Origin of the sequence: Burkholderia sp. Ed8, from assembly GCF_040761425.1 — a bacterium.
Taxonomy (GTDB): Bacteria; Pseudomonadota; Gammaproteobacteria; order Burkholderiales; family Burkholderiaceae; genus Burkholderia; species Burkholderia seminalis.
In genome coordinates, this window is record NZ_CP142886.1 from 3,127,624 (window position 1) to 3,149,020 (window position 21,397).

General features: G+C 68.8%; 25 protein-coding genes. 16 read left to right on the forward strand and 9 right to left on the reverse strand.

All coding sequences use genetic code 11. The features are described 5' to 3' along the window. The first annotated feature begins 50 nt into the window (after positions 1 to 50). The 5 genes from VXM69_RS28230 to VXM69_RS28250 all read left to right on the forward strand — a co-directional run bounded on the left by VXM69_RS28230 (position 51) and on the right by VXM69_RS28250 (position 3,885). Positions 51 to 1,130, forward strand: a complete 1,080-nt coding sequence (locus tag VXM69_RS28230) for an ABC transporter ATP-binding protein (protein WP_367189593.1) — start codon at positions 51 to 53, stop codon at positions 1,128 to 1,130. Continuing rightward, positions 1,127 to 1,996 (forward strand): ABC transporter permease, encoded by an 870-nt coding sequence (locus VXM69_RS28235; protein ID WP_367189594.1) that lies wholly within the window; start codon positions 1,127 to 1,129, stop codon positions 1,994 to 1,996. Before VXM69_RS28230 ends, VXM69_RS28235 begins: the two co-directional genes overlap by 4 nt. Next, entirely contained in the window at positions 1,996 to 2,919 is a 924-nt protein-coding gene (locus VXM69_RS28240; RefSeq protein ID WP_367189595.1) for an ABC transporter permease, read from the forward strand. Before VXM69_RS28235 ends, VXM69_RS28240 begins: the two co-directional genes overlap by 1 nt. Before the next feature lie 113 nt (positions 2,920 to 3,032). Then, positions 3,033 to 3,470: a hypothetical protein gene (locus tag VXM69_RS28245; protein WP_034186876.1), complete on the forward strand. Its 438-nt coding sequence runs from the start codon at positions 3,033 to 3,035 to the stop codon at positions 3,468 to 3,470. Positions 3,471 to 3,672: 202 nt separating this feature from the next. Beyond that, positions 3,673 to 3,885, forward strand: a complete 213-nt coding sequence (locus VXM69_RS28250) for a hypothetical protein (protein WP_006497261.1) — start codon at positions 3,673 to 3,675, stop codon at positions 3,883 to 3,885. A gap of 196 nt (positions 3,886 to 4,081) precedes the next feature. On the opposite strand, the gene VXM69_RS28255 is transcribed toward VXM69_RS28250, so the two are convergent. Further along, a complete protein-coding gene (locus VXM69_RS28255) occupies positions 4,082 to 5,047 on the reverse strand; it encodes a D-2-hydroxyacid dehydrogenase (protein WP_049032495.1) in 966 nt (321 codons plus the stop codon). A gap of 260 nt (positions 5,048 to 5,307) precedes the next feature. Here VXM69_RS28255 and VXM69_RS28260 point away from each other — a divergent pair, with 260 nt between their 5' ends. The 5 genes from VXM69_RS28260 to VXM69_RS28280 all read left to right on the forward strand — a co-directional run bounded on the left by VXM69_RS28260 (position 5,308) and on the right by VXM69_RS28280 (position 9,913). After that, complete coding sequence (locus VXM69_RS28260) at positions 5,308 to 6,498, forward strand: CaiB/BaiF CoA-transferase family protein (protein ID WP_059557677.1); 1,191 nt, start codon at positions 5,308 to 5,310, stop codon at positions 6,496 to 6,498. A 22-nt stretch (positions 6,499 to 6,520) separates the two neighbouring features. Next, positions 6,521 to 7,483: a hydroxymethylglutaryl-CoA lyase gene (locus tag VXM69_RS28265; protein ID WP_367189596.1), complete on the forward strand. Its 963-nt coding sequence runs from the start codon at positions 6,521 to 6,523 to the stop codon at positions 7,481 to 7,483. A gap of 21 nt (positions 7,484 to 7,504) precedes the next feature. Beyond that, the gene (locus VXM69_RS28270; RefSeq protein WP_034186872.1) at positions 7,505 to 7,888 is read left to right on the forward strand and encodes a VOC family protein; all 384 of its coding nucleotides are present in this window, start codon (positions 7,505 to 7,507) and stop codon (positions 7,886 to 7,888) included. 210 nt (positions 7,889 to 8,098) lie between these two features. Continuing rightward, the gene (locus VXM69_RS28275; protein WP_367189597.1) at positions 8,099 to 8,926 is read left to right on the forward strand and encodes an alpha/beta hydrolase; all 828 of its coding nucleotides are present in this window, start codon (positions 8,099 to 8,101) and stop codon (positions 8,924 to 8,926) included. Between the two features lie 93 nt (positions 8,927 to 9,019). Continuing rightward, positions 9,020 to 9,913 (forward strand): LysR family transcriptional regulator, encoded by an 894-nt coding sequence (locus tag VXM69_RS28280; RefSeq protein WP_034186870.1) that lies wholly within the window; start codon positions 9,020 to 9,022, stop codon positions 9,911 to 9,913. Between the two features lie 59 nt (positions 9,914 to 9,972). Here the strand turns inward: VXM69_RS28280 and VXM69_RS28285 are convergent, their stop codons facing one another. Continuing rightward, positions 9,973 to 11,424 carry an MFS transporter gene (locus VXM69_RS28285; RefSeq protein WP_367189598.1) on the reverse strand — a complete coding sequence of 484 codons (1,452 nt, stop codon included), beginning with the start codon at positions 11,422 to 11,424 and terminating at the stop codon, positions 9,973 to 9,975. Between the two features lie 791 nt (positions 11,425 to 12,215). Here VXM69_RS28285 and VXM69_RS28290 point away from each other — a divergent pair. From VXM69_RS28290 to VXM69_RS28315, 6 genes are all read left to right on the forward strand, one after another. Further along, the gene (locus tag VXM69_RS28290) at positions 12,216 to 13,142 is read left to right on the forward strand and encodes a LysR family transcriptional regulator (protein ID WP_034186867.1); all 927 of its coding nucleotides are present in this window, start codon (positions 12,216 to 12,218) and stop codon (positions 13,140 to 13,142) included. A gap of 206 nt (positions 13,143 to 13,348) precedes the next feature. Further along, complete coding sequence (locus VXM69_RS28295) at positions 13,349 to 14,605, forward strand: MFS transporter (protein WP_226228640.1); 1,257 nt, start codon at positions 13,349 to 13,351, stop codon at positions 14,603 to 14,605. 211 nt (positions 14,606 to 14,816) lie between these two features. Continuing rightward, positions 14,817 to 15,917, forward strand: a complete 1,101-nt coding sequence (locus VXM69_RS28300; protein WP_367189599.1) for an NAD(P)H-dependent flavin oxidoreductase — start codon at positions 14,817 to 14,819, stop codon at positions 15,915 to 15,917. 117 nt (positions 15,918 to 16,034) lie between these two features. Further along, positions 16,035 to 16,406, forward strand: a complete 372-nt coding sequence (locus VXM69_RS28305; protein WP_034186864.1) for a GFA family protein — start codon at positions 16,035 to 16,037, stop codon at positions 16,404 to 16,406. Then, positions 16,403 to 16,531, forward strand: a complete 129-nt coding sequence (locus tag VXM69_RS28310; RefSeq protein ID WP_257786206.1) for a hypothetical protein — start codon at positions 16,403 to 16,405, stop codon at positions 16,529 to 16,531. The genes VXM69_RS28305 and VXM69_RS28310 overlap by 4 nt, the downstream gene beginning before the upstream one ends. Positions 16,532 to 16,633: 102 nt before the next feature. Next, positions 16,634 to 17,092 carry a MarR family winged helix-turn-helix transcriptional regulator gene (locus VXM69_RS28315; RefSeq protein ID WP_034186863.1) on the forward strand — a complete coding sequence of 153 codons (459 nt, stop codon included), beginning with the start codon at positions 16,634 to 16,636 and terminating at the stop codon, positions 17,090 to 17,092. A 48-nt stretch (positions 17,093 to 17,140) separates the two neighbouring features. Here the strand turns inward: VXM69_RS28315 and VXM69_RS28320 are convergent, their stop codons facing one another. The 7 genes from VXM69_RS28320 to VXM69_RS28350 all read right to left on the reverse strand — a co-directional run bounded on the left by VXM69_RS28320 (position 17,141) and on the right by VXM69_RS28350 (position 21,381). Next, on the reverse strand, positions 17,141 to 17,857 hold the full coding sequence (locus tag VXM69_RS28320) for a GNAT family N-acetyltransferase (RefSeq protein ID WP_034186862.1): 717 nt from the start codon (positions 17,855 to 17,857) through the stop codon (positions 17,141 to 17,143). 151 nt (positions 17,858 to 18,008) lie between these two features. After that, a complete protein-coding gene (locus VXM69_RS28325; protein WP_049035551.1) occupies positions 18,009 to 18,338 on the reverse strand; it encodes a DUF4148 domain-containing protein in 330 nt (109 codons plus the stop codon). A gap of 74 nt (positions 18,339 to 18,412) precedes the next feature. After that, positions 18,413 to 18,742: a DUF4148 domain-containing protein gene (locus tag VXM69_RS28330; protein ID WP_034187022.1), complete on the reverse strand. Its 330-nt coding sequence runs from the start codon at positions 18,740 to 18,742 to the stop codon at positions 18,413 to 18,415. Between the two features lie 60 nt (positions 18,743 to 18,802). Further along, positions 18,803 to 19,129: a DUF4148 domain-containing protein gene (locus VXM69_RS28335; RefSeq protein WP_059557853.1), complete on the reverse strand. Its 327-nt coding sequence runs from the start codon at positions 19,127 to 19,129 to the stop codon at positions 18,803 to 18,805. A gap of 66 nt (positions 19,130 to 19,195) precedes the next feature. Then, positions 19,196 to 19,615: an organic hydroperoxide resistance protein gene (locus VXM69_RS28340; RefSeq protein WP_034187020.1), complete on the reverse strand. Its 420-nt coding sequence runs from the start codon at positions 19,613 to 19,615 to the stop codon at positions 19,196 to 19,198. A gap of 558 nt (positions 19,616 to 20,173) precedes the next feature. Then, a complete protein-coding gene (locus VXM69_RS28345) occupies positions 20,174 to 20,737 on the reverse strand; it encodes a shikimate kinase (protein WP_233622851.1) in 564 nt (187 codons plus the stop codon). Beyond that, a complete protein-coding gene (locus VXM69_RS28350; RefSeq protein ID WP_226228631.1) occupies positions 20,734 to 21,381 on the reverse strand; it encodes a hypothetical protein in 648 nt (215 codons plus the stop codon). Before VXM69_RS28350 ends, VXM69_RS28345 begins: the two co-directional genes overlap by 4 nt. Between the last annotated feature and the right edge of the window lie 16 nt (positions 21,382 to 21,397).

Sequence of the window (21,397 nt, forward strand, 5' to 3'; positions counted from 1 at the left end):
CGCCTGAACCGGCGGGCGCCGCGGCGCCCGCGTCGAGGGAGTTCCGTGCAATGAACCACAGTTTCGAACGGTTGCGGCTCGACGGCGTGTGCCGCAGTTTCACCAATGCGCAAGGGGCGCAGGTCGCAGCGCTGAACGGCCTCGATCTCGAGATCCGGCGCGGCGAGTTCATCGCGCTGCTCGGCCCGTCGGGCTGCGGCAAGTCGACCGCGCTGAACTGCATCGCGGGGCTGCAGCCGCTGACGCGCGGCGGCATCTGGCTCGACGACACGCGCATCGACGTGCTGCCGCCCGAGCGCCGCGGCTTCGGGATGGTGTTCCAGAACTACGCGCTGTTTCCGCACATGTCGGTGCTCGAGAACGTCGGCTTCGGCCTCAAGATGCGCGGCGTGCCGAAGCAGGAAACGCGGCGGCGCGCGCAGCAGGCGCTCGAACTCGTGCAGCTCGTCGGCCATGAGGGCAAGCTGCCCGGGCAGCTGTCGGGCGGCCAGCAGCAGCGCGTCGCGATCGCGCGCGCGATCGTGATCGAGCCGCCGCTCGTGCTGATGGACGAACCGCTGTCGAACCTCGACACGAAACTGCGCATCGAGATGCGCGCCGAGATCCGCCGCATCCACACGCAGCTCGAGCGCGCGACGATCTATGTGACGCACGACCAGGACGAAGCGCTGTCGATGGCCGACCGCATCGTCGTGATGAAGGAGGGCGTCGTGCAGCAGGTCGCGTCGCCGAAGGACGTCTACACGCGCCCGCGCAACCTGCACGTCGCGCGCTTCATGGGCTACCGCAACGTGCTGCCGTTCACGCTCGAGGGGATGGCCGGCGACGACGTCCGGGTCGCGGCCGGCGGCGTCAGCCTCACGGGCGTCCCGATGGCCGGCTTCGATACGAAGGACGTCGTGGTCGCGCTGCGCCCCGACGACATCGAGCGCGCGGACGAAGGCAGCCACAACGCGTTCGACGCGACCGTCGAAACGGTCGAATACGGCGGCCGCGACTCGCTGCTCCGTGCGATCACGCCGTTCGGCGCGATCTGGGCACGCGTCGCCGGCGATTTCGCGCAAGGCGAGCGGTTGCGGCTGCGCGTCGCGCCTGCCCGGACGCTCGTCTACGCGGCGGAGCGGGCATGAGCACGCTCGCGTCCGGCGCGCCGCGCGACGCGAAGGCGTGGCTCGTCACGCCCGCGCTCGCGTTCATCGCCGCGCTGTTCGTCTATCCGTTCGCGTACGGCCTCGTGCTGTCGTTCCAGCCGATGAACGGCGGCGGCGCGCTCGCGAACTACGTGCAGTTCTTCACCGACACCGCGATGTGGCCGACCGTGCTCGTCACGCTAAAGCTCGCGGTGCCGGCGACGCTGCTCAACGTCGGCATCGCGGTACCCGTCGCGTTCGCGCTGCGCCGCCACTCGCCGTACCAGAAGCTCGTCACGACGCTGCTCGTGATTCCCGTTACGCTCGGCACGGTGCTCGTCGCCGACGGGATGCTCACGTATTTCGGGCCGAACGGCTGGTTCCCGCAGGCGCTGCAGGGGCTGCACCTGTACACCGACGAGGTGCGCCTGACGCACAACTACTGGGGCGTGCTGCTGTCGCTGATCGTGTCGGGCTTTCCGTTCGCGTTCCTGCTGATGCTGTCGTACATCAGCGGCATCGACCCGACGCTCGCGCGCGCCGCGGCCACGCTCGGCGCGAACCCGTGGCAGCAGTTCCGGCAGATCTACCTGCCGCTGCTCGTGCCGGGGCTCACGATGGCCGCGTGCCTGTCGTTCGTGCAGGCGTTCTCGGTATTTCCGTCGGCCGTGCTGCTCGGCGCGCCGGCCGGGCCGACGCGCGTGATCTCGATCGCGGCCGCCGAGGCTGCGTTCGAGAGCTACGACTATTCGCTCGCGTCGGCGGTCGCCATCGTGATGGGTTTCGTCCAGCTGCTGGTGGTCGCGTCGATGCTCGGCGCGCGCCGCTTCTTCTATACGGGCGCGGTGACGGGAGGCAAGGGCTGATGGCAACCGACAATCATGCCGCGCGCGCATGGCCGCCGAAGCACGACGCGCCGGATGCACGGCCCGTCGACGCAAGGAAACCGCACCGGATGAAAGGCAACCTCGCCGGCCGCGCCTGGAAGGCGCTCGTCTGGGGGCTGATGGCGTTCTTCCTGCTGAACGTGCTGCTGCTGATCGCGACCGTCGCGGTGAACTCGGTCGCGACGCGCTGGTTCGGCACGCCGCTGCCGCAAGGCTTCACGCTGCACTGGTACGCGAAGGCCTGGGCGGACTTCCAGCTCGCGAGCGTGCTGTGGGTGACCGTCGAAGTCGTCGGCGCGGTCGTGCTGCTGTCGATCGCGCTCGGCGTGCCGGCCGCGTATGCGCTCGCACGCGTGCGGTTTCGCGGCAAGCGCTTCGCGCTGCTGGTGTTCCTGCTGCCGCTGATGGTGCCGCCCGTCACGTACGGGATCCCGATGGCGACCGTGATGTACAAGATCGGGCTCGCGGGCACGCTGCCGGGCGTGATCCTCGCGAACCTCGTGCCGGCGCTGCCGTTCGTGATCCTCGTGATGACGCCGTTCATCGAGCAGATCGATCCGAACCTCGAAGCCGCCGCGCGCATCTTCGGCGCGAACACGTGGCGCTATTTCCGCTACGTGCTGCTGCCGCTGCTAGTGCCCGGCATGCTTGCGGCCGGGCTGCTCGTGCTGGTGCGCACGATCGGGATGTTCGAGCTGACGTTCTTCACCGCGGGGCCGAGCACGCAGACGCTCGTCGTCGCGCTGTATTACGCGGTGTTCTCGACTGGCGTGCGCGCGCCGCAGTCGATCGACGCGATGGCGATGATCTACATGGCCATCACGCTCGTCTGGGTCGTGATCGCGCTGCAGTCCGTGAGCCCGACGCAACTGGTCAGCCGCGTGAAGCAGGAGCGTCAGTAGACGAGGGGCAAGCGGTCGCCCGCGGCATCCGTGCAATTGGTTACAAATGGATACCGCGCCCGGCACGCGGACGTTGCAGACTACGCGGCGTTCCACTCGATCGACGGATCTCCATGAAGTTTCAAACGCTGCTGACACTCGCCGGTGCAACGACGCTGCTGGCCGCCTGCAACCTGCTCCACGACGGTCCCGGATCGAGCGACGTCGACGCGGCCGTGCGCCGCGCGCTCGAAGCGGAAAACCACGGCGGCCTGAACGCGCTGTTCGGCCAGCCGCTGCCTGTCTCGGCCGATGTCGTATCGGCCAAACCCGACGGCGACTGCAAGAAGCTCGGCGATCGTACGTACGCGTGCGACGTCGTCGTCACGTGGCGCAATGCCGACTACTCGCCGTCGCGCGCGAACCTGACCTTCGTGAAGGCCGCCGACGGCTCGTGGCAGACGTCGGGCGTCGATGCGGCGCTCGTGACGGGCACCGCGAAATCGCTGATCGACCATATCGGCAACGCGTGGCCCGGCAATGCGGCAAGCGGCGCGTCGGCGCCGCAGTGATGGGCCGGCGGCACGCCTTCGGCGCCTTCTGCCGGTACGCGGCCGCGTCCTGATCGGCCTCGCGGTCTCGCTGCTCCCCCTCCCCAAAAAGGGCGCGAACACTGGCCCGATTCCGATCGAAGGCATCCTCGGTATGCGGGCCGGCTTATAGGGAAAACCCTTATTTCGAGATATAATGGCGGCCTAAGAGAAAGGTCGGACCATGCCTGAACGCTTCCAAACCCTTGAAAAATTTGTGTTTTCCCTCGTCGTGATGTCCGCCGTGGTGTGCTCGGCATTCCTCGCGTACGAGCGTCACCCCGAGATCAAGATCGCGCTGCACGAAGGCGAAGCGCTGATGCGCGAGAGCGCGAAGTACTCGGTGATCTGCTCGCCGTCCAAGGTCGATCCTTGCGTCGAGATGTCCGCGTACTGAGCGGTTTTGCGGGCTTGCCCTGCATCGTCGTCGATCTGAATCCCTTGAAGCCGCGCTCATCGGGTATCCGGAAACCGGCCGCAAGACAGGGCGGATGCACGAACCCGCCACGAGCCGAGTCGCTGGCGTAAGCAGCCCCGAATCCAGCCGGCCCCGCTTCGAGCAATCGAGCGGGGCCGTTCCGTTTCTGCCCGCCTCACACGACATGCCGCGGCGCGCCGCCGGCGAACGCGGCCACGTTGTCGACCAGCTGGTCGGCGAGCGCCTGCATCGCCTCGTCGCTCGCCCACGCGACGTGCGGCGTCAGGATGAACGCCGGATGCGACAGGATCGCGTGGAACGGATGCGCGGCCGGCAGCGGCTCCTGTGTCACCACATCGAATCCCGCACCCGCGATCCGCCCCGACTGCAACGCGTCGACGAGCGCGCGTTCGTCCACGAGGCCGCCGCGCGCCGTGTTGATCAGCAGCGGCCGGCGCGCCATCCGCGCGAATGCTTGCGCATCGATCAGGTGGCGCGTCGCCGGTGTGAGCGGGCAGTGCAGCGTGATCACGTCGCTGTCGCGCAGCAGCGTGTCGAGCGGCACATGGTCACCATCCGCGGTATCGCCGTGCGCCGCGAACAGTACGCGCATGTCGAGCGCACGGGCGATCCCGGCCACCGCGCGGCCGAGCACCCCGTCGCCGACGATCCCGAGCGTCGCGCCCGCCAGGTCGCGGATCGGGTGATCGAAGAAGCAGAACTGCCCGCTGTCGAGCCAGCGCCCCGCGCGCACCGCGTCGCGATACGCCAGGAGGCTGCGTCGCAGCGCGAAGATCAGCGCGAACGTATGCTCCGGCACCGTGCGGACCGCATAACCGCGAATGTTGCTCACGACGATGCCGCGTGCCGCGCACGCAGCGAGATCGACGAGGTCCGTGCCGGTGGCGGCAATCGCGATCATCCGCAGTTTCCGCGCGTCGGCGAGCGCCGCCGCGTCGAGCCGCACCTTGTTGATCACGACGATGTCCGCGTCGTCGATGCGCGCGGCCACGTCGTGTGCGGCCGTCCGGTCGAACGTTCGCATCACGTGCGGAAACGGGAACGGCTTCAGCACGGTCTGCGGCGACAGCGTCGCACGGTCGAGAAATACGATCTTCGCGGGAGCGGAAACGGAAAACATGGCGGGTCTCGCTGACGGGCGCCCGGTGGCGCGGAACGGCTTCGATTCTGCCGCCGGCGCGCGCGCCGTCGTTTGACCGTTGCGCGAGCGCGCTTTCCCGGACGGAAAGGCCGGCGCACCGCACGGTGGCCGGCGCGACGCTCGTGCTGCCGCGCGCCTTTCCGTTTCGGAAAGCCTGGTTGAGCATCGATCGATTTTCGCGGTGCGCGAACGCCGTCATGATCGCCGTCATCGATTCCACGATCTGAACGGAGACAACCATGACACGACCGCTCGACGGCATTCGCGTGCTGGAACTCGGCCAACTGATCGCCGGGCCGTTCGCGGGCCGGATGCTTGCCGAATTCGGCGCGGACGTGATCAAGGTCGAACCGCCCGGCCTCGGCGATCCGCTGCGCAAGTGGCGGCTGCTGCACGACGGCACGTCGGTATGGTGGGCCGTGCAGTCGCGCAACAAGACGTCGCTCACGCTCGACCTGCGCACGCCTGAAGGGCAGGACGTCGTGCGCCGCCTCGCCGCCGAGGCCGACGTGCTGATCGAGAATTTCCGGCCCGGCACGCTCGAAGGCTGGGGGCTCGGCTGGGACGTGCTGTCCGCGATCAATCCGGGGCTCGTGATGCTGCGCGTGTCGGGCTTCGGGCAGACGGGCCCGTATCGCGACCGGCCGGGCTTCGGCGTGATCGCCGAGGCGATGGGCGGCCTGCGGCACCTGACCGGCGAGCCGGGCCGCACGCCGGTGCGCGTCGGCATCTCGCTCGGCGATTCGCTGTCGGCGCTGCACGGCGTGATCGGCGTGCTGCTCGCGCTGCGGCATCGCGAGCAGCAGGGCGGCAAGGGGCAGGTCGTCGACGTCGCGCTGTACGAATCGGTGTTCAACCTGATGGAAAGCCTGCTGCCCGAATACGCGGCGTTCGGCGCGGTGCGCGAGCCGGCCGGCAGCAGCCTGCCCGGCATCGCGCCGACCAACGCGTACCGCTGCCGCGACGGCAAGTACGCGCTGATCGCCGGCAACGGCGACAGCATCTTCCGGCGCCTGATGGACCTGATCGGCCGGCCCGACCTCGGCCACGATCCCGCGCTCGCGCACAACGACGGGCGCGTCGCGCAGGTCGAGCGCATCGACGCGGCGATCGGCGCGTGGAGCGCGCGCCACGATCTCGACGACGTGCTGGCGGCGCTGAACGAGGCGCGCATCCCGTCCGGGCGCATCTACGACGTGGCCGACATCGCGGCCGACCCGCATTACCGCGCACGCGACATGATCGTCGACGCCGCGCTGCCCGACGGCACGCCCGTGCTCGTGCCGGGCATCGTGCCGAAACTCGACGTCACGCCCGGGCGCATCGAGCGTCCGGCGCCCGCGCTCGGCGCCGATACCGACGCGGTGCTCGAATCGCTCGGCATCGATGCCGCGACGCGCGACGACTGGCGCACGCGCGGCGTGATCTGAACCGGGCCCGGGAGAAGACGACATGAGCGGGCAACGCAAACGGCTCCATATCCACGAAGTCGCGACGCGCGACGGTTTCCAGAACGAAGCGGCCTTCGTCGACACCGACGACAAGATCGCGCTCGTCGACGCGCTGAGCGCATGCGGCTACGCGAAGATCGAGGTCACGTCGTTCACGTCGCCGAGGGCGATCCCCGCGCTGCGCGACGCGGAGGCGGTGATGCACGGCATCGTGCGCGCACCGGGCGTCGTCTACACGGTGCTCGTGCCGAACGTGCGCGGCGCCGAGCGCGCGCTGTCGTGCGGCGTCGACGAAGTGAACCTCGTGATGTCGATGAGCGAAAGCCACAACCGCGCGAACCTGCGGATGACGCGCGAGCAGTCGTTCGCGCAGCTGCGCGGCGTGATCGACGCGGTACGCGGCGCGCGGGTCGCGATCAACGTGTCGCTGTCGACCGCGATGGGGTGCCCGATGGAAGGCGACGTGCCGGCCGAAACGGTGCTCGCGTGGATGCAGCGCTTCGCGGATCTCGGCGTGCACGGCTTCACGCTGTGCGACACGACGGGCATGGCATTTCCGTCGCAGGTGCGCGCGTTGTCCGAACGCGCACGCGAACGCTTCCGCGCGCTGCCGCTCACGCTGCATTTCCACAATACGCGCGGGATGGCGCTCGCCAATACGCTCGCGGCGCTCGACGCCGGCATCGACCGCTTCGACGCATCGCTCGGCGGGCTCGGCGGCTGCCCGTATGCGCCGGGTGCGACCGGCAACGCATGCACCGAGGAACTCGTGCACATGCTCGAACTCGACGGCTACGATACGGGCGTCGACCTCGCGGCCGTGCTGGCCGCGTCGGCGCGGCTGCCCGTGCTGATCGGGCACGATGTGCCGAGCCAGATCCTGAAGGCCGGCCGCCGCTCGGACCTGCATCCGCCGCCGCGCGCCGACGCCGGCGAGATGCCCGCGCAACGCGCTTTCTCATGAACGACAACCGGAGCGAATTCCATGGCGCTGATTGACCACCTCGACCATCTCGTGCTGACCTGCGTCGATCCGGACAAGACCCGGCATTTCTACACCGAAGTGCTGCAGATGCAGCTCGAAACGTTCGGCGCCGGCCGGCTCGCGTTCCGCTTCGGCAACCAGAAGATCAACCTGCACGTGCGCGGCGCGGAGTTCGAGCCGAAGGCGCACGTGCCGGTGCCCGGCGCGCTCGACCTGTGCTTCATCGCATCGGTGCCGCTCGACGACGTGATCGCGCACCTGCGGCGCGTCGCATGGCCGATCGTCGAAGGGCCCGTCGAGCGCACGGGCGCCACGCGGAAGATCCGCTCGGTCTACGTGCGCGATCCCGACCTGAACCTGATCGAGATCGCCGAGCCGATCTGAGCCGAAGCAGCCGGTCGCCCGCGAGCACGCGGCGTTCGCAGTCCTTCGCCGAAAGCGGACAGGCGGGCGCCGCGCCCGCCGATTCCGGATAGCCGGACGCGGCCGCGCCGCGGATAATGGCGCAACGGCGTCGGCCCGGCCGTCGCCTGCTCAACGCGCACGGCGAACCTGCTTCCCGCGCATCCGCAACCCGATCCAGGCGCTCCCCGAATGACGATCCTCTATCGCGGCATGGACCGCGCGGCGCTCGATGCCGCGTACCTGAACACGAAAGCCGTTCCCGATTTCCCGGCGCTGCTCGCGTCGTGCCAGGCGCGCAGCGCCGCGTTGTACGACGCGACGCCCGGCCGCCGCGACCTGCGTTACGGCGCGCAGCCCGCGCAACGCTTCGACTGGTTGTCGTGCGGGCAGGCCGGTGCGCCGCTGTTCGTGTTCATTCACGGCGGCTACTGGCAGCACTGCACGAAAGCGGATTTCGCGTATGCGGCGAGCGGGCCGCTCGCCTGCGGCTTCGACGTCATCCTGGCCGAATATACGCTCGCGCCGGTCGCGACGATGACCGGCATCGTCGCCGAAATCGGCATGCTGCTCGATCATCTCGCCACCGACCCCGACCGCCTCGGCACCGCGCGACGCCCGATCCACCTGAGCGGCCACTCGGCGGGCGGCCACCTGACGGCCATGCATCGCGCGCATCCGGCCGTCGTGTCGGCGCTCGCGATCAGCCCGCTCGTCGATCTCGAACCGATTTCGCTGTGCTGCCTGAACGACAAGCTGCAGCTCACCGCGCACGAAGTCGACGCGTACAGTCCGCTGCATCATGTCGGGCCCGGCGCGCCGACCGTCGTTGCGGTCGGCGACGCCGAACTGCCCGAACTCATCCGGCAGGCGGACGAATACGCGACGGCATGCGAAGCGGCCGGCGAACGGATCGCGCGCGTCTGGCTGCCCGGCATGCAGCACTTCGCGGTGCTCGACGATCTCGCGCGGCCGGACGGGGCGATGCTCGCCGCGCTGCGGTCGATCACGCCGCGCTAGCCGCAGTGCTTCACACGCGCACGGCCGGCGTATGATCGGCGTCAGGCCGTCGCGGCAACGTGTGCGCCGCACGGTTTTCCCAGGACCCACGACATGGTGAACCCGCTTCATTTCGATCTGCAGTCGCTGCGCGTGTTCGCGCTCGTCGCCGAGCACGGCAGCCTGACGAAGGCGGCCGAGCATGGCCAGCTCACGCTGTCCGCGGTCAGCAAGCGCATCGCCGAACTCGAAAGCGTGACCGGCAGCGCGCTGTTCGTCCGGCATGCGCGGGGCGTCGAGCTGACGCCCGCGGGCCGTGCGCTGCTCGACCATGCAGCGAAGGTGATCGAGCAGGTCAACCGGATGGCGCACGAGATGAGCGACTACGCCACCGGCGTGCGCGGCCACATCCACGTGTGGACCAACACGTCCGCGATCGTCCAGTTCCTGCCCGCCGATCTCGCTGCGTTCCTCACCGACAACCCGGGTATCAAGGTGAGTCTAGAGGAGCGGCTGAGCCACGAGATCGTCGACGCGCTTGCCTCCGGCAAGGCCGATCTCGGCGTGTTCGCCGACAACGTGCCGGCGCCCGGCATCGACCGGCGGCTGTACCGGCACGACGAGCTGGTGCTGCTCGTGCCGCGCACGCACCGGTTCGCCACGCGCGACAGCATCCGCTTCGCGGAGACGCTCGACGAGGACTACGTCGGCCTGAGCGACGGCAGTTCGCTGCTCGCGCGCATGACCGACGCCGCGTTCGCGGCCGAGCGCTCGCTGAAGCTGCGGATCCAGGTATCGAATTTCGACGGCGTGAGCCGAATGATCGAGGCCGGGCTCGGTATCGGCGTACTGCCGCGCGAGGCGGTGACGGGCGAACGCGCGGCCCGGCTCGGTGTCGTGAAGCTCGACGACGCGTGGGCGACGCGCACGCTGTGGGTCGGCGTAAAGGCGGGCAGCGTGTTGACCACCGATATCGCGAAACTATTCGATTTCATGTCGGCGCGGTAAATGCGCCGGCACGACGAAACACGGGGCGCGCGCCTGCGTACCCCGGCCCCGTCACCGCGTTACACCGGATTGATCTCGTCCTGGCTGCGCCGCGTGGTCAGCGGCCCAAGCACGCGCAGCGTCACCGCCACGATACCGAGCGCGACCGAAATCACACCGAACATCGCACCCGCGCCGTAGTTGCCGAGCACCGGCAGCAGCACGAACGGCAAGACGCCGCTGACGATGCGCGACAGCGCATAGGTACTGCCGATCGCCGTCGAGCGCACGCGTGCCGGGAAGATTTCCGCCTGGTACACGTGATACGCATTGCTGAACACGTTCGACGCGCAGGTCGTCAGGAACCCGAAGCCGACGATCAGCACGGTATGGCCGGAATACGCGAAGCACAGCCCGAATACCGCGATCGACAGGATCGACACGATCACGAGCGTGCGGCGCTCGATCCAGTTCAGCAGCGGAATCGACAGTAGCGAACCGATCGGGTAGCCGATGAACGACAGCGCGATGAACAGCGTGCTGTCCGTCACGTCGAAACCGCGGCTCTTCACGACCGTGCCGGCCAGCGTACCGAACCCGTAGTAGCCGAAGCCCTGGAACAGGTGAAAGATCGCGAGCATCAGGTAGCGCGCGCCGTAGGGCTCACGACGCAGCAGCGCGATGCGCTCGCGGAGGCCGAGCGGCCGCTGCGGCTCGACCGGCTCCGCGAACTGCTCGGGCACGCGCACGCCGGCGCCGTCCGCGAAACGCCGCAACGCCGCGTGCGCGTCGGCGGTGCGGCCCTGCGCGAGCAGCCAGCGCGGGCTCTCGGGCAAGCGGTGCTGGACGAGCAGCACGTACACGGCGCCGAGACTGCCGATCGCGAGGATGATGCGCCAGCCGGCCACACCGGCCACATGCAGCGGGTTCAGCCACAGCGCGAGGAAGCCGACGAGCGGCACCGCGACGTAGGAAGTCGTATAGGCCCACGCGGCGAGCCGCCCGCGTTTTTCCTTCGGCAGGATCTCGGACAGGAAGCTGTCGGCGACCGGATAGATCGCGCCGACGCCGATGCCCGTCAGGAACCGGCATGCGACGAGCATGTCGGCGTTCAACGAAAATGCGCCGACCAGCGAAAACGCGCTGTACCACGCGAGCGTCAGCAGGAACGCCTTGCGCCGGCCGATGCGGTCGGCGAGGCTGCCCAGGCACATCGCGCCGACGAACATGCCGATGAAGGCCGACGCCAGCAGCAGCTTGAAATCGGCGCTTTGCCGGCTCAGCCCGTATTCGTTCTGCAGCGCGGAGCCGATCGTGCTGACGAGGAAGATCTCGTACATGTCGAAGAACAGCCCGATGCCGATCACCCAGACGACGAACCGGTGCAATGCGCCGACCGGCAGGTCGTCCATGAAATCGCCGAGCGTGACGCGACGGGCGGCAAGGGCCGCCGCATCGGCGCCGACGCCGGAGGAAGCGGCCGGCAGTCGGGCGGACGCGGGGCCGCCGAGATCGAGGGATGGGCTGTTCATCGTGTCTCCTGATTGTCGATATGCCGTGGCGCGCGGCCCGGCCGTTCGCAGCCGGCGTGACGCGCCCGGCCGCACGACGCGGCGGCAGGCATCGCAAGGCCCTCAAAGGGCCGGACATGCGCGCTGCGCCGATCGTCCGACACATGGTGGGCATATCGGCGGCGCGTGATAATTGCGGATGCTTCAAGCATCCTTTCCCGGGCAGAAAGGGTGGGGCGCGTGCGGCGGCCCGGATTCGCGCAGCGGGCCGCTGCGGCTTGCGCGGCACGTGATGCCGCGCCGGCAACGGTGTGCCCGCGCAGTCGAGCGGACCGGGAAAACCATGAGGCTTCGGCCGTCAGACCGCGCCGCGCATGGCTGCGAGAATCAGGCTTCTGAAGAACACGACGGACCCGGCGCGCGCCGGTGTGCCGCATGTCTCCGCGGCACACCGGCGACGTACGTCATTTCTCAACTCGCGATGACGATGAATGCCGTCAGCGCGATCGAGAACAACGCGAGGCCCAGCAGGCAGGCCGCCGCCGCCGCGGGCAGTGCGAGAAATCTTCTTCTTTTCATAGGTGCCGTAGTTGTGTCGTGGGTCATTCAGCGCAACTGCTTGAATGTCGGGCCCGGCGTTCGAGGAACGCGGTGCCCTGACGGCCGTCCGTGCGGTTTCTTCGCTCGCGCATTGCAGGGCCAAATCAGCGATACGGCATCCCCGCGGCCGGACGGCTTGCCCGCGTGCGGTAGACTGCACGCTCGCTTGCCCGCCGCCCATTACACGACCGCCCGCGCCCTGCACACACGCCATGGATCGAATCGATGCGATGAAGGTGTTCGTCGCCACGCTGGACGAGGGCAGCCTCGCGGGCGCGGGCCGACGGCTTGGCCGGTCGCCGGCGGCAGTCAGCCGCGCGATCGCGTTTCTCGAGGAACACACCGGCACCGCGCTGCTGTACCGCACCACCCGGACGATCCGACTGAGCGAGGCCGGCGAACGCTACGCGGCCGCGTGCCGCCGCATCCTGTCGGATCTGGAAGAGGCCGACATGCTGGTTGCCGACGAACGCGCCGCGCCGCGCGGCATGCTGACGGTCACCGCGCCGGTCGCCGCCGGCGAGGACGTGCTGCGTGCGCTGCTCGATGCATTCATCGAACGCCATCCGGCCGTGTCGATCCGCCTGCAACTGCTCGACCGTCCCGTCAGCCTTGTCGACGAAGGGATGGACGTCGCGCTGCGCATCGCGCACCTGTCCGATTCGACGCTCGTCGCGATTCCGGTCGGCTCCGTGCGGCGGGTCGTCGTTGCATCCCCCGCTTACCTCGCGAAGCATCCGGCCATCGACGCACCGGCCGATCTCGCGCGGCACCGGATCATCTCGATGACGCACTTCGGGCTCGACTCGTGGAGCTTCCCGCCGGCGGCGCCGTCGGCACTGCCGCAGGTCGTCCAGTTCGCGCCGCGCTTCATCATCAACACGATCCGCGGCGCGGTCGCGTCGGCCGTCGCCGGCCATGGCGTCACGCGGCTCTTTTCGTATCACGTCGCCGAACAGGTACGCGACGGCACGCTGCGAATCGTGCTGCGCGACAGCGAGCATGCGCCGCTACCCATCCATCTCGTGACGCCGTACGGGCGGCTGTCGGTCCCCAAGGTACGTGCGTTCGTCGATTTCGCGGCGCCGCGCCTGCGGGAGCATTTCTCGCGGCTGGCGGCCATCACCGACGGCGATTGAACCGCCATGCGGAAGAATGACTTTCGCACGACGGCGATTCTCCCGGCATTCGACTCAATCTAGACTTTCCTCGACCGACGGACGCGCCTGGCGTCCGTCCAGCGAATGGAGGTCGACATGCATCGGGCACTTCCGGATCAACCGCGCGGGCGCGCAGTCCACGCGTCGCCCGGCACGGCGGGCGCGACGCCTGCGGCGAGGGCGCGATGAGCACGACCGTCCACGCACCGGCCGCCGCGCGCGCCGAGCGTCCGGCCGTCAGTTATGCCGAACGCAACCTGCGCTACTGGCGGCGCAATCTCGCCGTCTGCGTGTTCGGGTCGTTCACGACGCTCGTCAGCCTGAGCATGCTGCTGCCGTTCTTGCCGCTGTACGTGCGGCAGCTCGGCGTCGACGCGCAGTCGGCCGTCATCCAGTGGTCGGGCGTCGCGTTCGGTGCGACGTTTCTCGGCACGGCCGTCACCGCGCCGCTGTGGGGCCGCCTCGCGGACCGCTTCGGCCGCAAGCCGATGCTCGTGCGCGCGGCGATCGGAATGGCGATCGTGATGTCGCTGATCGGCGTCGCGCACAACGTGGTCGAACTGGTCGCACTGCGGTTGATCGCAGGGCTCGTCGGCGGCTACGCGTCGGCGTCGACCGTGATGGTCGGCACGCAGGCGCCGCGCGAACGCGCGGGCTGGGCGCTCGGCATGCTGTCGACCGGCGCGCTCGCGGGCAATCTGGTCGGCCCGCTCGTCGGCGGATTGCTGCCCGGCTGGGTCGGCATTCGCGGCACCTTCTTCGCCGGCGGCGCGATGATCGCCGTCGCCGCGCTGCTGACGATCTTCGTCGTGAAGGAGGACTTCCACGCGGGCACCGACGCGCAAGCCCGCAGCGCCGGCACGGCCACCGGCACGACGCACCGGACGAATCGCGCAGCGGTCGCCGCCTTGCTGGTGACGGCGATGATGGTGCTGCTCGCGAACATGTCGATCGAGCCGATCATCACGGTCTATATCGGCGGACTCGGCGTCGCCGGCGCCTCTCTCGCGCGGGTCGCCGGCGTCGTCATGGCGTGTTCGGCGCTCGGCAGCATGCTGACCGCCGCGCGGCTCGGCGCGCTCGCCGACCGGATCGGCAGCTGGAACGTGATCGTCGGCTGCCTGCTGCTGACCGCGCTCGCGATGGTGCCGCAAGCGTTCGTCACGCACTGGTGGCAACTTGCCGCGCTGCGCGGACTGATGGGCATGACGCTCGCGGGGCTGCTGCCGTCGATCGGCAAGCTCGTGCGGCAATCGGTCGACGAGCGCTCGACGGGGCAGATGCTCGGCTACCTGCAGTCCGCACAGTTCAGCGGGCAGGTGATCGGCCCCGTGATCGGCGGGCAGATCGGCGTCGCATTCGGCCTGCATTCGGTGTTCTTCGTGACAGGCGCGCTGCTGGCCGCTTGCGCCGGGCTCGCGCACTGGGCACGCGGCCGCTAGCCGCCGGCCCGCGGGCCGACGTCTGGCGTAGGATGGATAGCGTTGCCGGTACCGCATCCGGACACAGGCAACACCGCACGGGCGCCCACCTTTTTCTCGTGACCGGTGCGCGCGAAGCACGACTTGCACGCGCCGGGCCGAACCGGACTCACGCGCGTCGGCGCGCAGGCGACCGGCGCCTTTCGATCACGGCTATGGGGAGACAAGCGACATGAATCAACCGACCGACAACCGGGCGCTGTTGCGCACGCTCGGTATCCGCGCACCGATCGTCCAGGCGCCGATGGCCGGCGTCAGCACGCCGGCGCTGGCCGCCGCCGTGTCGAACGCCGGCGGGCTCGGCTCGCTCGGTGTCGGCGCGACGCATGCCGACGGCGCACGCAAGATGATCCGCGAGACACGCGCGCTGACCGACCGCCCATTCAACATCAACGTGTTCTGCCATGCCCCGGCCCGCGCGGACGCAGCCGTCGAACGCGCGTGGCTCGACTGGCTCGCGCCGGCGTTCCGCGAATACGGCGCGACGCCGCCCGCGTCGCTGTCGGAGATCTATACGAGCTTCGTCGCGGACGATGCGATGCAGGCGATGCTCGTCGAGGAGAAACCGGCCGTCGTCAGCTTCCATTTCGGGCTGCCGCCAGCGAACGTGATCGCCGCGCTGAAACGCGCGGGCATCACGCTGTTCGCGACCGCGACGCATCTCGACGAGGCACGGCAGATTGCCGCCGCCGGCATCGATGCGATCGTCGCGCAGGGCATCGAAGCCGGCGGGCATCGCGGCGTGTTCGATTCGACCGCGCATGACGATCGCCTCGGCACGTTCGCGCTGACCCGCCTGATCGTGCGCGAATGCGCGCTGCCCGTGATCGCCGCCGGCGGCATCATGGACGGCGCAGGCATTGCCGCCGCGCTCGCGCTCGGCGCGCAGGCCGCGCAGCTCGGCACCGCGTTCGTCGCGTGCCCGGAGACGTCGATCGACGACGGCTATCGCCGCGCGATCCTCGGCGACGCGGCGCGCCGCACGACGTTGACGGCCGCGATCTCGGGCCGGGCCGCACGCGGCATCGCGAACCGGCTGACCGCGCTCGGCGACGATCCGCACGCGCCGGCCACGCCCGCGTATCCGATCGCCTACGACGCGGGCAAGGCGTTGCATGCGGCCGCGAAGGCGAAGGGCGAATTCGGCTACGGCGCGCAGTGGGCCGGGCAGGCGGCGCCGCTCGTGCGCACGCTGCCGGCCGCCGAGTTGTTCGCCGCACTCGAAAGCGAAGCGCGGGCGGCGATCGAGCAGCTTCGGCACGCGCTGGACTGATCGCGCGCACCACGGATTTGCAAGGCTTTGTATCGGCACGAACTGCAGATACAGAGCGATACAACGGCCCCGCGCGGCTTCGCTATAAAGCAGGCATGACCGCTTCCGGAGTCCATCATGTCTGCAACGTGGTTCAAGGGATCCTGCCATTGCGGGGCCGTCAAATTCGAAGTCAGGGCGGCCATTACGCCGGCCGTTCGCTGCAACTGCAGCCTGTGCCGCCGCCGCGGCGCGCTGATGAGCCCGATGTTCGCCGCCGCCTGTCTGACCATCGTCGAAGGCGAGGACGTGCTGACGTGCTACCGCTTCAACACGCGCACGGCCCGTCACTATTTCTGCAGCCGGTGCGGCGTCTATCCGTTCCATCAGACGCGCAAGGACCCGGCATGCTGGCGCGTCAATCTCGGCTGCCTCGACGGCATCGATCCGTATGCGCTCGACGCGACGGTCGCCAACGGGGCAAGCCTGTCGGTCGTGGAGGACGCATGAAACGCTGGCTGATGATCCTGCTGTTTGCCGCAGGCGGGCTCGCGACTGAAATCGCGCATCCGGTGCAATGCTCGCTGCTGTCGGTCAGCCGTCAGCAGACCGGCAAGCGCCGCGGGCACGGCTGAGGCCGCACCGGTTCATCGAGACCGATTATCATTCTTCCGATAAGATCGCATGCGATATATAATGCGGTTGTCTGCGACCGTTCACGTCGCTGGAGGAAGCCCATGAAACCGACCGAAGCCTCATCGCCCGCCACGCCGAAGCTGTCCGAGTTCCTTTGCTTTGCGATCTACTCGGCGAATCTCGCGTTCGGCAAGGCCTACAAGCCGATCCTCGACGAGCTCGGCCTCACGTATACGCAATACATCACGATCATCGCACTGTGGGAGCAGGACAACCAGACCGTCGGCCAGCTCGGCGAGAAGCTGTTCCTCGAATCCAATACGCTGACGCCGATCCTGAAGAAGCTCGAAGCGATGGGCTACCTGGAGCGGCACCGCGACCCGTCCGACGAACGCCAGGTGCTCGTCAGCCTGACGAAAAGCGGCCGCCGCGTGCGCGAGAAGGGGCTCGACATGAATCTGGTCGAAGCCACCGGATTGAAGCCGGACGAATTCGCGAAGGTGCAGAAGGCGATCGTCACGCTGCGCGGCAACCTGATCCGTTCGACCGAAGAAGCATGAGCCGATGAACCGCCGGCGGCCGGCGCGTGCATCGCGCCGGCCGCGTCGTCATGCGTGCGCGTCGCCCAGCACCAGCAGGCGCATCTCGCGGCGCACGACGAAACCGAGCGCGACATAGCGCTCGATCGCCACCTGGTTCGTTGTGAGGACGTGCAGGAAAGGCGTTTCCGCGCGCGCACCGATCGACGCGATCAACGACCGGATCAGGCGCGCCGCAAGGCCTTGCCGCCGAAACGCGGCATCCACGCACACGGCGCTGATCTCCGTATACCCGTCGACCCGCATCCGCTCGCCAGCCATCGCGGCGAGCCGGCCTGCGCTGCGCACGCCGATGTAGCGGCCAAGCTCGACCGTGCGCGGGCCGAACGGGCCCGGCTGCGCCGCCGTGGTCAGCGCGAGCATGTCCGGCACATCGGCTTCGCCGAGCGTCACATGCTCCGATTCGTCGGCCGGATCGGGCGCGCCTTGCCAGACCATTTGCAGCAGTGTCGCGCGCCGGACGACCGCCCATCCCGCCGGCGGCTCGATTTCGTCCGGCGTGACGAGGGCCGCTGGCCCGTGCGCGGCGACCAGTTCGCGCAGCGCGTCGAACGAAGCCGCGCTCGTGTCGGCGATCGCGGCGAATGGCGCAATGGCCGACGGAAACCGCCACGCGCGGTCATTGCCGAGCGCCAGGTGGCGCTGCTTGCCCGTCAGTGCGTTCCAGGCGACCCGATCGAGCACGTGTGTATCGCCTGTCGCGTTTCCGGTCGTGGCATCCGGCATCGGCTGCTCCTCGAATGAAGATGGGGGACGCACAGCATAGACCGGATGCGCGGGGCAGGTAGCAGCGTCGATCCAGACACCGGCTTCCCCATGATAAAATCGCATGCGATTTATAAGGCGATAGAGGGCGACCGTTTTCGTCGTGCCGCGCTCAATGGCCGAAATAAACCGAGCGCCCGGCCATGCGAACCCCGTCGCGGCTGCCCGACTGCGCCGCGCCGCTCGCGTCGCTGCCGTATCCGGCTGCCTGCGTGTCGGCCGCATCGGCGCCATTGTCGTGAATCCGGTTCAGCGCCGCCTGGATATTGTCCGGATAGTTCGGGTCGTTGGGGCGGTTCGGCAGGTAGCCGGCCGTTTGCAGCGCGACCAGTTCCGCACGCACCTGCGCGCGCGTGACGGTGCTTTCGCTGGCGAACGCCGGCGCGGCGGCGGAGGCCGACACGGCGACGAGAAGGGCTGCGATCAGTTGGGTCTTCATCATTTACCTCGACAGGGAAACAGGCATTCAGGGGTTGCGTACCGTACGCCGGCCATCGGCGCCGTTCGCGGTTTCATTCAGTGACCGAAGTAGATCGAACGTTCGGCGATGCGCGTCGCGGGCCGGCTGCCCGACTGCGTCGCGGCGGCAGCGTCGGGGCCATAACCCGACGACGCGGACGTGTCGGCCGCCACGGCGTCGTTCGCGTGAACGCGCGTCAATGCGGCCTGCAGGTCGTCCGGGTAATGCGGATCGTTCGCCCGGCCGGGACGGTAACCGGCCTGTTCGAGCTGGACGAGTTCGGCGCGCACCTGCGCGCGGGACACGGCGGCCTGGTCGGCGAACGCCGGGGCGGCGGCGGAAGCGGAAACGGCGACGAGCAGCGCAGCGATCAATTGGGTTTTCATCATTCACCTCGACAATCTGGAAACGGGAAAGGATTCAGGGTTCGCACACCGGCGCGCCGCTCAATGACCGAAGTACACCGAGCGCGCGGCCACGCTGAGCGCGGGCCGGCGGCCGGATTGCGTCGCGGCGTCGCCGTTGCTGCCGTAGCCGGACGCCGGCACGTGGGCAACGACGGCATCGTCGGCATGGATCTGCGTGAGCGCGGCCTGCAGATCGTTCGGATAGGTCGCGTCGGACGCACGGTTCAGCGGATAGCCGGCCTGTTGAAGCTGGGCAAGCTCGGCGCGTACCTGTGCACGCGTCACGGCGGTTTCGTTGGCGAACGCCGGGGCGGCAACGGTGGCCGAAACAGCGACGAGCAGGGCAGCGATCAATTGGACTTTCATCATTCACCTCGATAGAAAAGAAATCGGAAATTCGGGCGGGCGGCGTTCGGCCGCCCAATACGACGTTCAGGCGATGCGGATGTCGACGTCGATGTTGCCGCGCGTCGCCTTCGAGTACGGGCAGGTCTGGTGCGCGGCGTCGACGATCCGTTGCGCGACGTCGCGATCGAGCCCCGGCACGCTCACGTTCAGCCGGGCCTGCAGGAAATACGCGTTGCCGCCGGTGCCGAGATCCACTTCGGCGTCGACCGCGAGATCGGCCGGCAGCGTCACCTTCGCGGCACGCGCCGCAAGCTGCATCGCGCCGATGAAACAGGCCGACCAGCCGGCGGCGAACAGCTGTTCCGGGTTGGTGCCGGTGCCGGCGCTGCCCGGCGACGACAGCTGGATGTCGAGGCGACCGTCGGAACTGCGCGCCGCGCCGTCGCGGCCGCCGGAAGTCGTATGCGTCTTGCCCGTGTACAGCACTGTTTCGATCTTGCTCATCATTGGCTCCGTCAGTGGGGTTTGTTTCAGATGCGATTCGATCGCATGCGATGCAGTTTGGTCGAGATGATTTCCCTAGTCAAGCGTATTCGATTAAATCGCATGCGATATTTTGTATTTCAATGTATCTGGCACGTGTCGCGCCTTTCCGGACAAGGCTTTCCGACGATCGCGCCCTGATATCGAGCAGATCGGCAAACGTGCCGGATTCCGGGCAGGGCACACGAAAACGCCCGGGAGACGGGATGACCGCCCCGCAGGGCGGCCGTTCCATCACGTTGCGGCGATCGCGACGAGGATGACGGCCGCATCGGCCGGCAACTGGCGCGGGGAGAACGCCGAACGCGCGTGTCGCAGGGAAGGCTGCTTGCCGCGCCGGCATCGGAAACGCGCCGATCTGCCTGCCTCGAAACCCGCAGTTGGATAAAACGATCGACCTATCCGGATAACTTTTCTTATCACAACACCACGATTGAATATCCAAACTCGTCACTTCAAAAACGCTTCCGACATCGAACAGGGGGTCGCCTCGCAGGGCAGGGCAGCGAACACGCGCCGTCAATCCGGCGCGTCCAGCCGCGCCAGCAGCACCGTCAGCACGTCCGCCGTCGCCCGCGCGACACCGTGAGCGGTCGTGTCGACCAGCGCATGCGCGCATTCGCGATACAGCGGGTCGCGCATCCGGTATTGCGCGGCGAGCGTTTGCCGCGGTTCGGCCACCTGCAGCAGCGGCCGCCGCGTGTCGTCGCGGGTCCGGCGCCACAACGCATCGGGATCCGCATGCAGGTAGACCACGCAGCCGCGTTCGTTCAGGCGCGCGCGGGTGCGCGGATTCAGGATCGCGCCCCCGCCGGTCGCCACGATCACGTTCGCGCGCTGCGTCAGTTCGTCGACGATATGCGTTTCGAGCAGCCGGAAACCGCGTTCGCCGACGCTGTCGAACAGCGCGGCGACCGAGCGGCCCGTGCGCCGCTCGATCTCGTCGTCGCTGTCGGCGAACGCCCAGCCGAGCGATGCCGCCAGTGCACGGCCGAGCGTCGACTTGCCCGCGCCCATCATGCCGACCAGGAACGCGCGCGCGGGCAGCGCACGCGCACCGGCCGTCACGACGACGGCGCTCATAGCCGCCGGGCGAGCGGCCAGCCGGCCCGCGTCGCCAGGCAGATCCGCCGCGTGCGCACCGCGTCCGACAGCGTATCGAGCGCCGCGCCGGTCGACGCGTCGTCGGCGTCCAGCAGCGCGCCGAGCACCTGTTCGTCGGGATTGCCCGCTGCGAGGTGCTCAGCCGCCTCCGCCGCAATGGTCCGCGGCGTGCGGTCCGGCCCCCCGTCGCCCGCCGGCCGCCGCCACCGCCCGTGCCGGTCGCGCCATCGCACGACCAGCCCGTAGAGCAGCGCACCGCCAGGCACGACCGTGTCGTCACGTGCCGCCGCCGGGCCGTCCGGCGTTGTACACCGTGTGACCCAGCTCGCGAATTCGAGCAGCGACGCATCGTGCGCGAGCGTCGCCGCATCGAGCGCGACGGCCACGCCGGCGTCCCGCAACCGGCCGAGCAGCGGCCGCACGCCGTCGTGCGCGCCGCCGCACGGCTGCAGCAGCACCTCCAGCTCGTCCTCGTGGCGGTACGCGAGCACACGGTGCCGCTCGAGCGCAGCCGGCTCGAGCAGCGCCTGCGCCGCCTGACGGACGATCACGATCGCACGATCGTCACGCCGCTCGACGATCGCGCCGATCCGGCGCCGGGCGCGCGCCACCGGGCAGTTCACGTGTCGCTCCCGACCG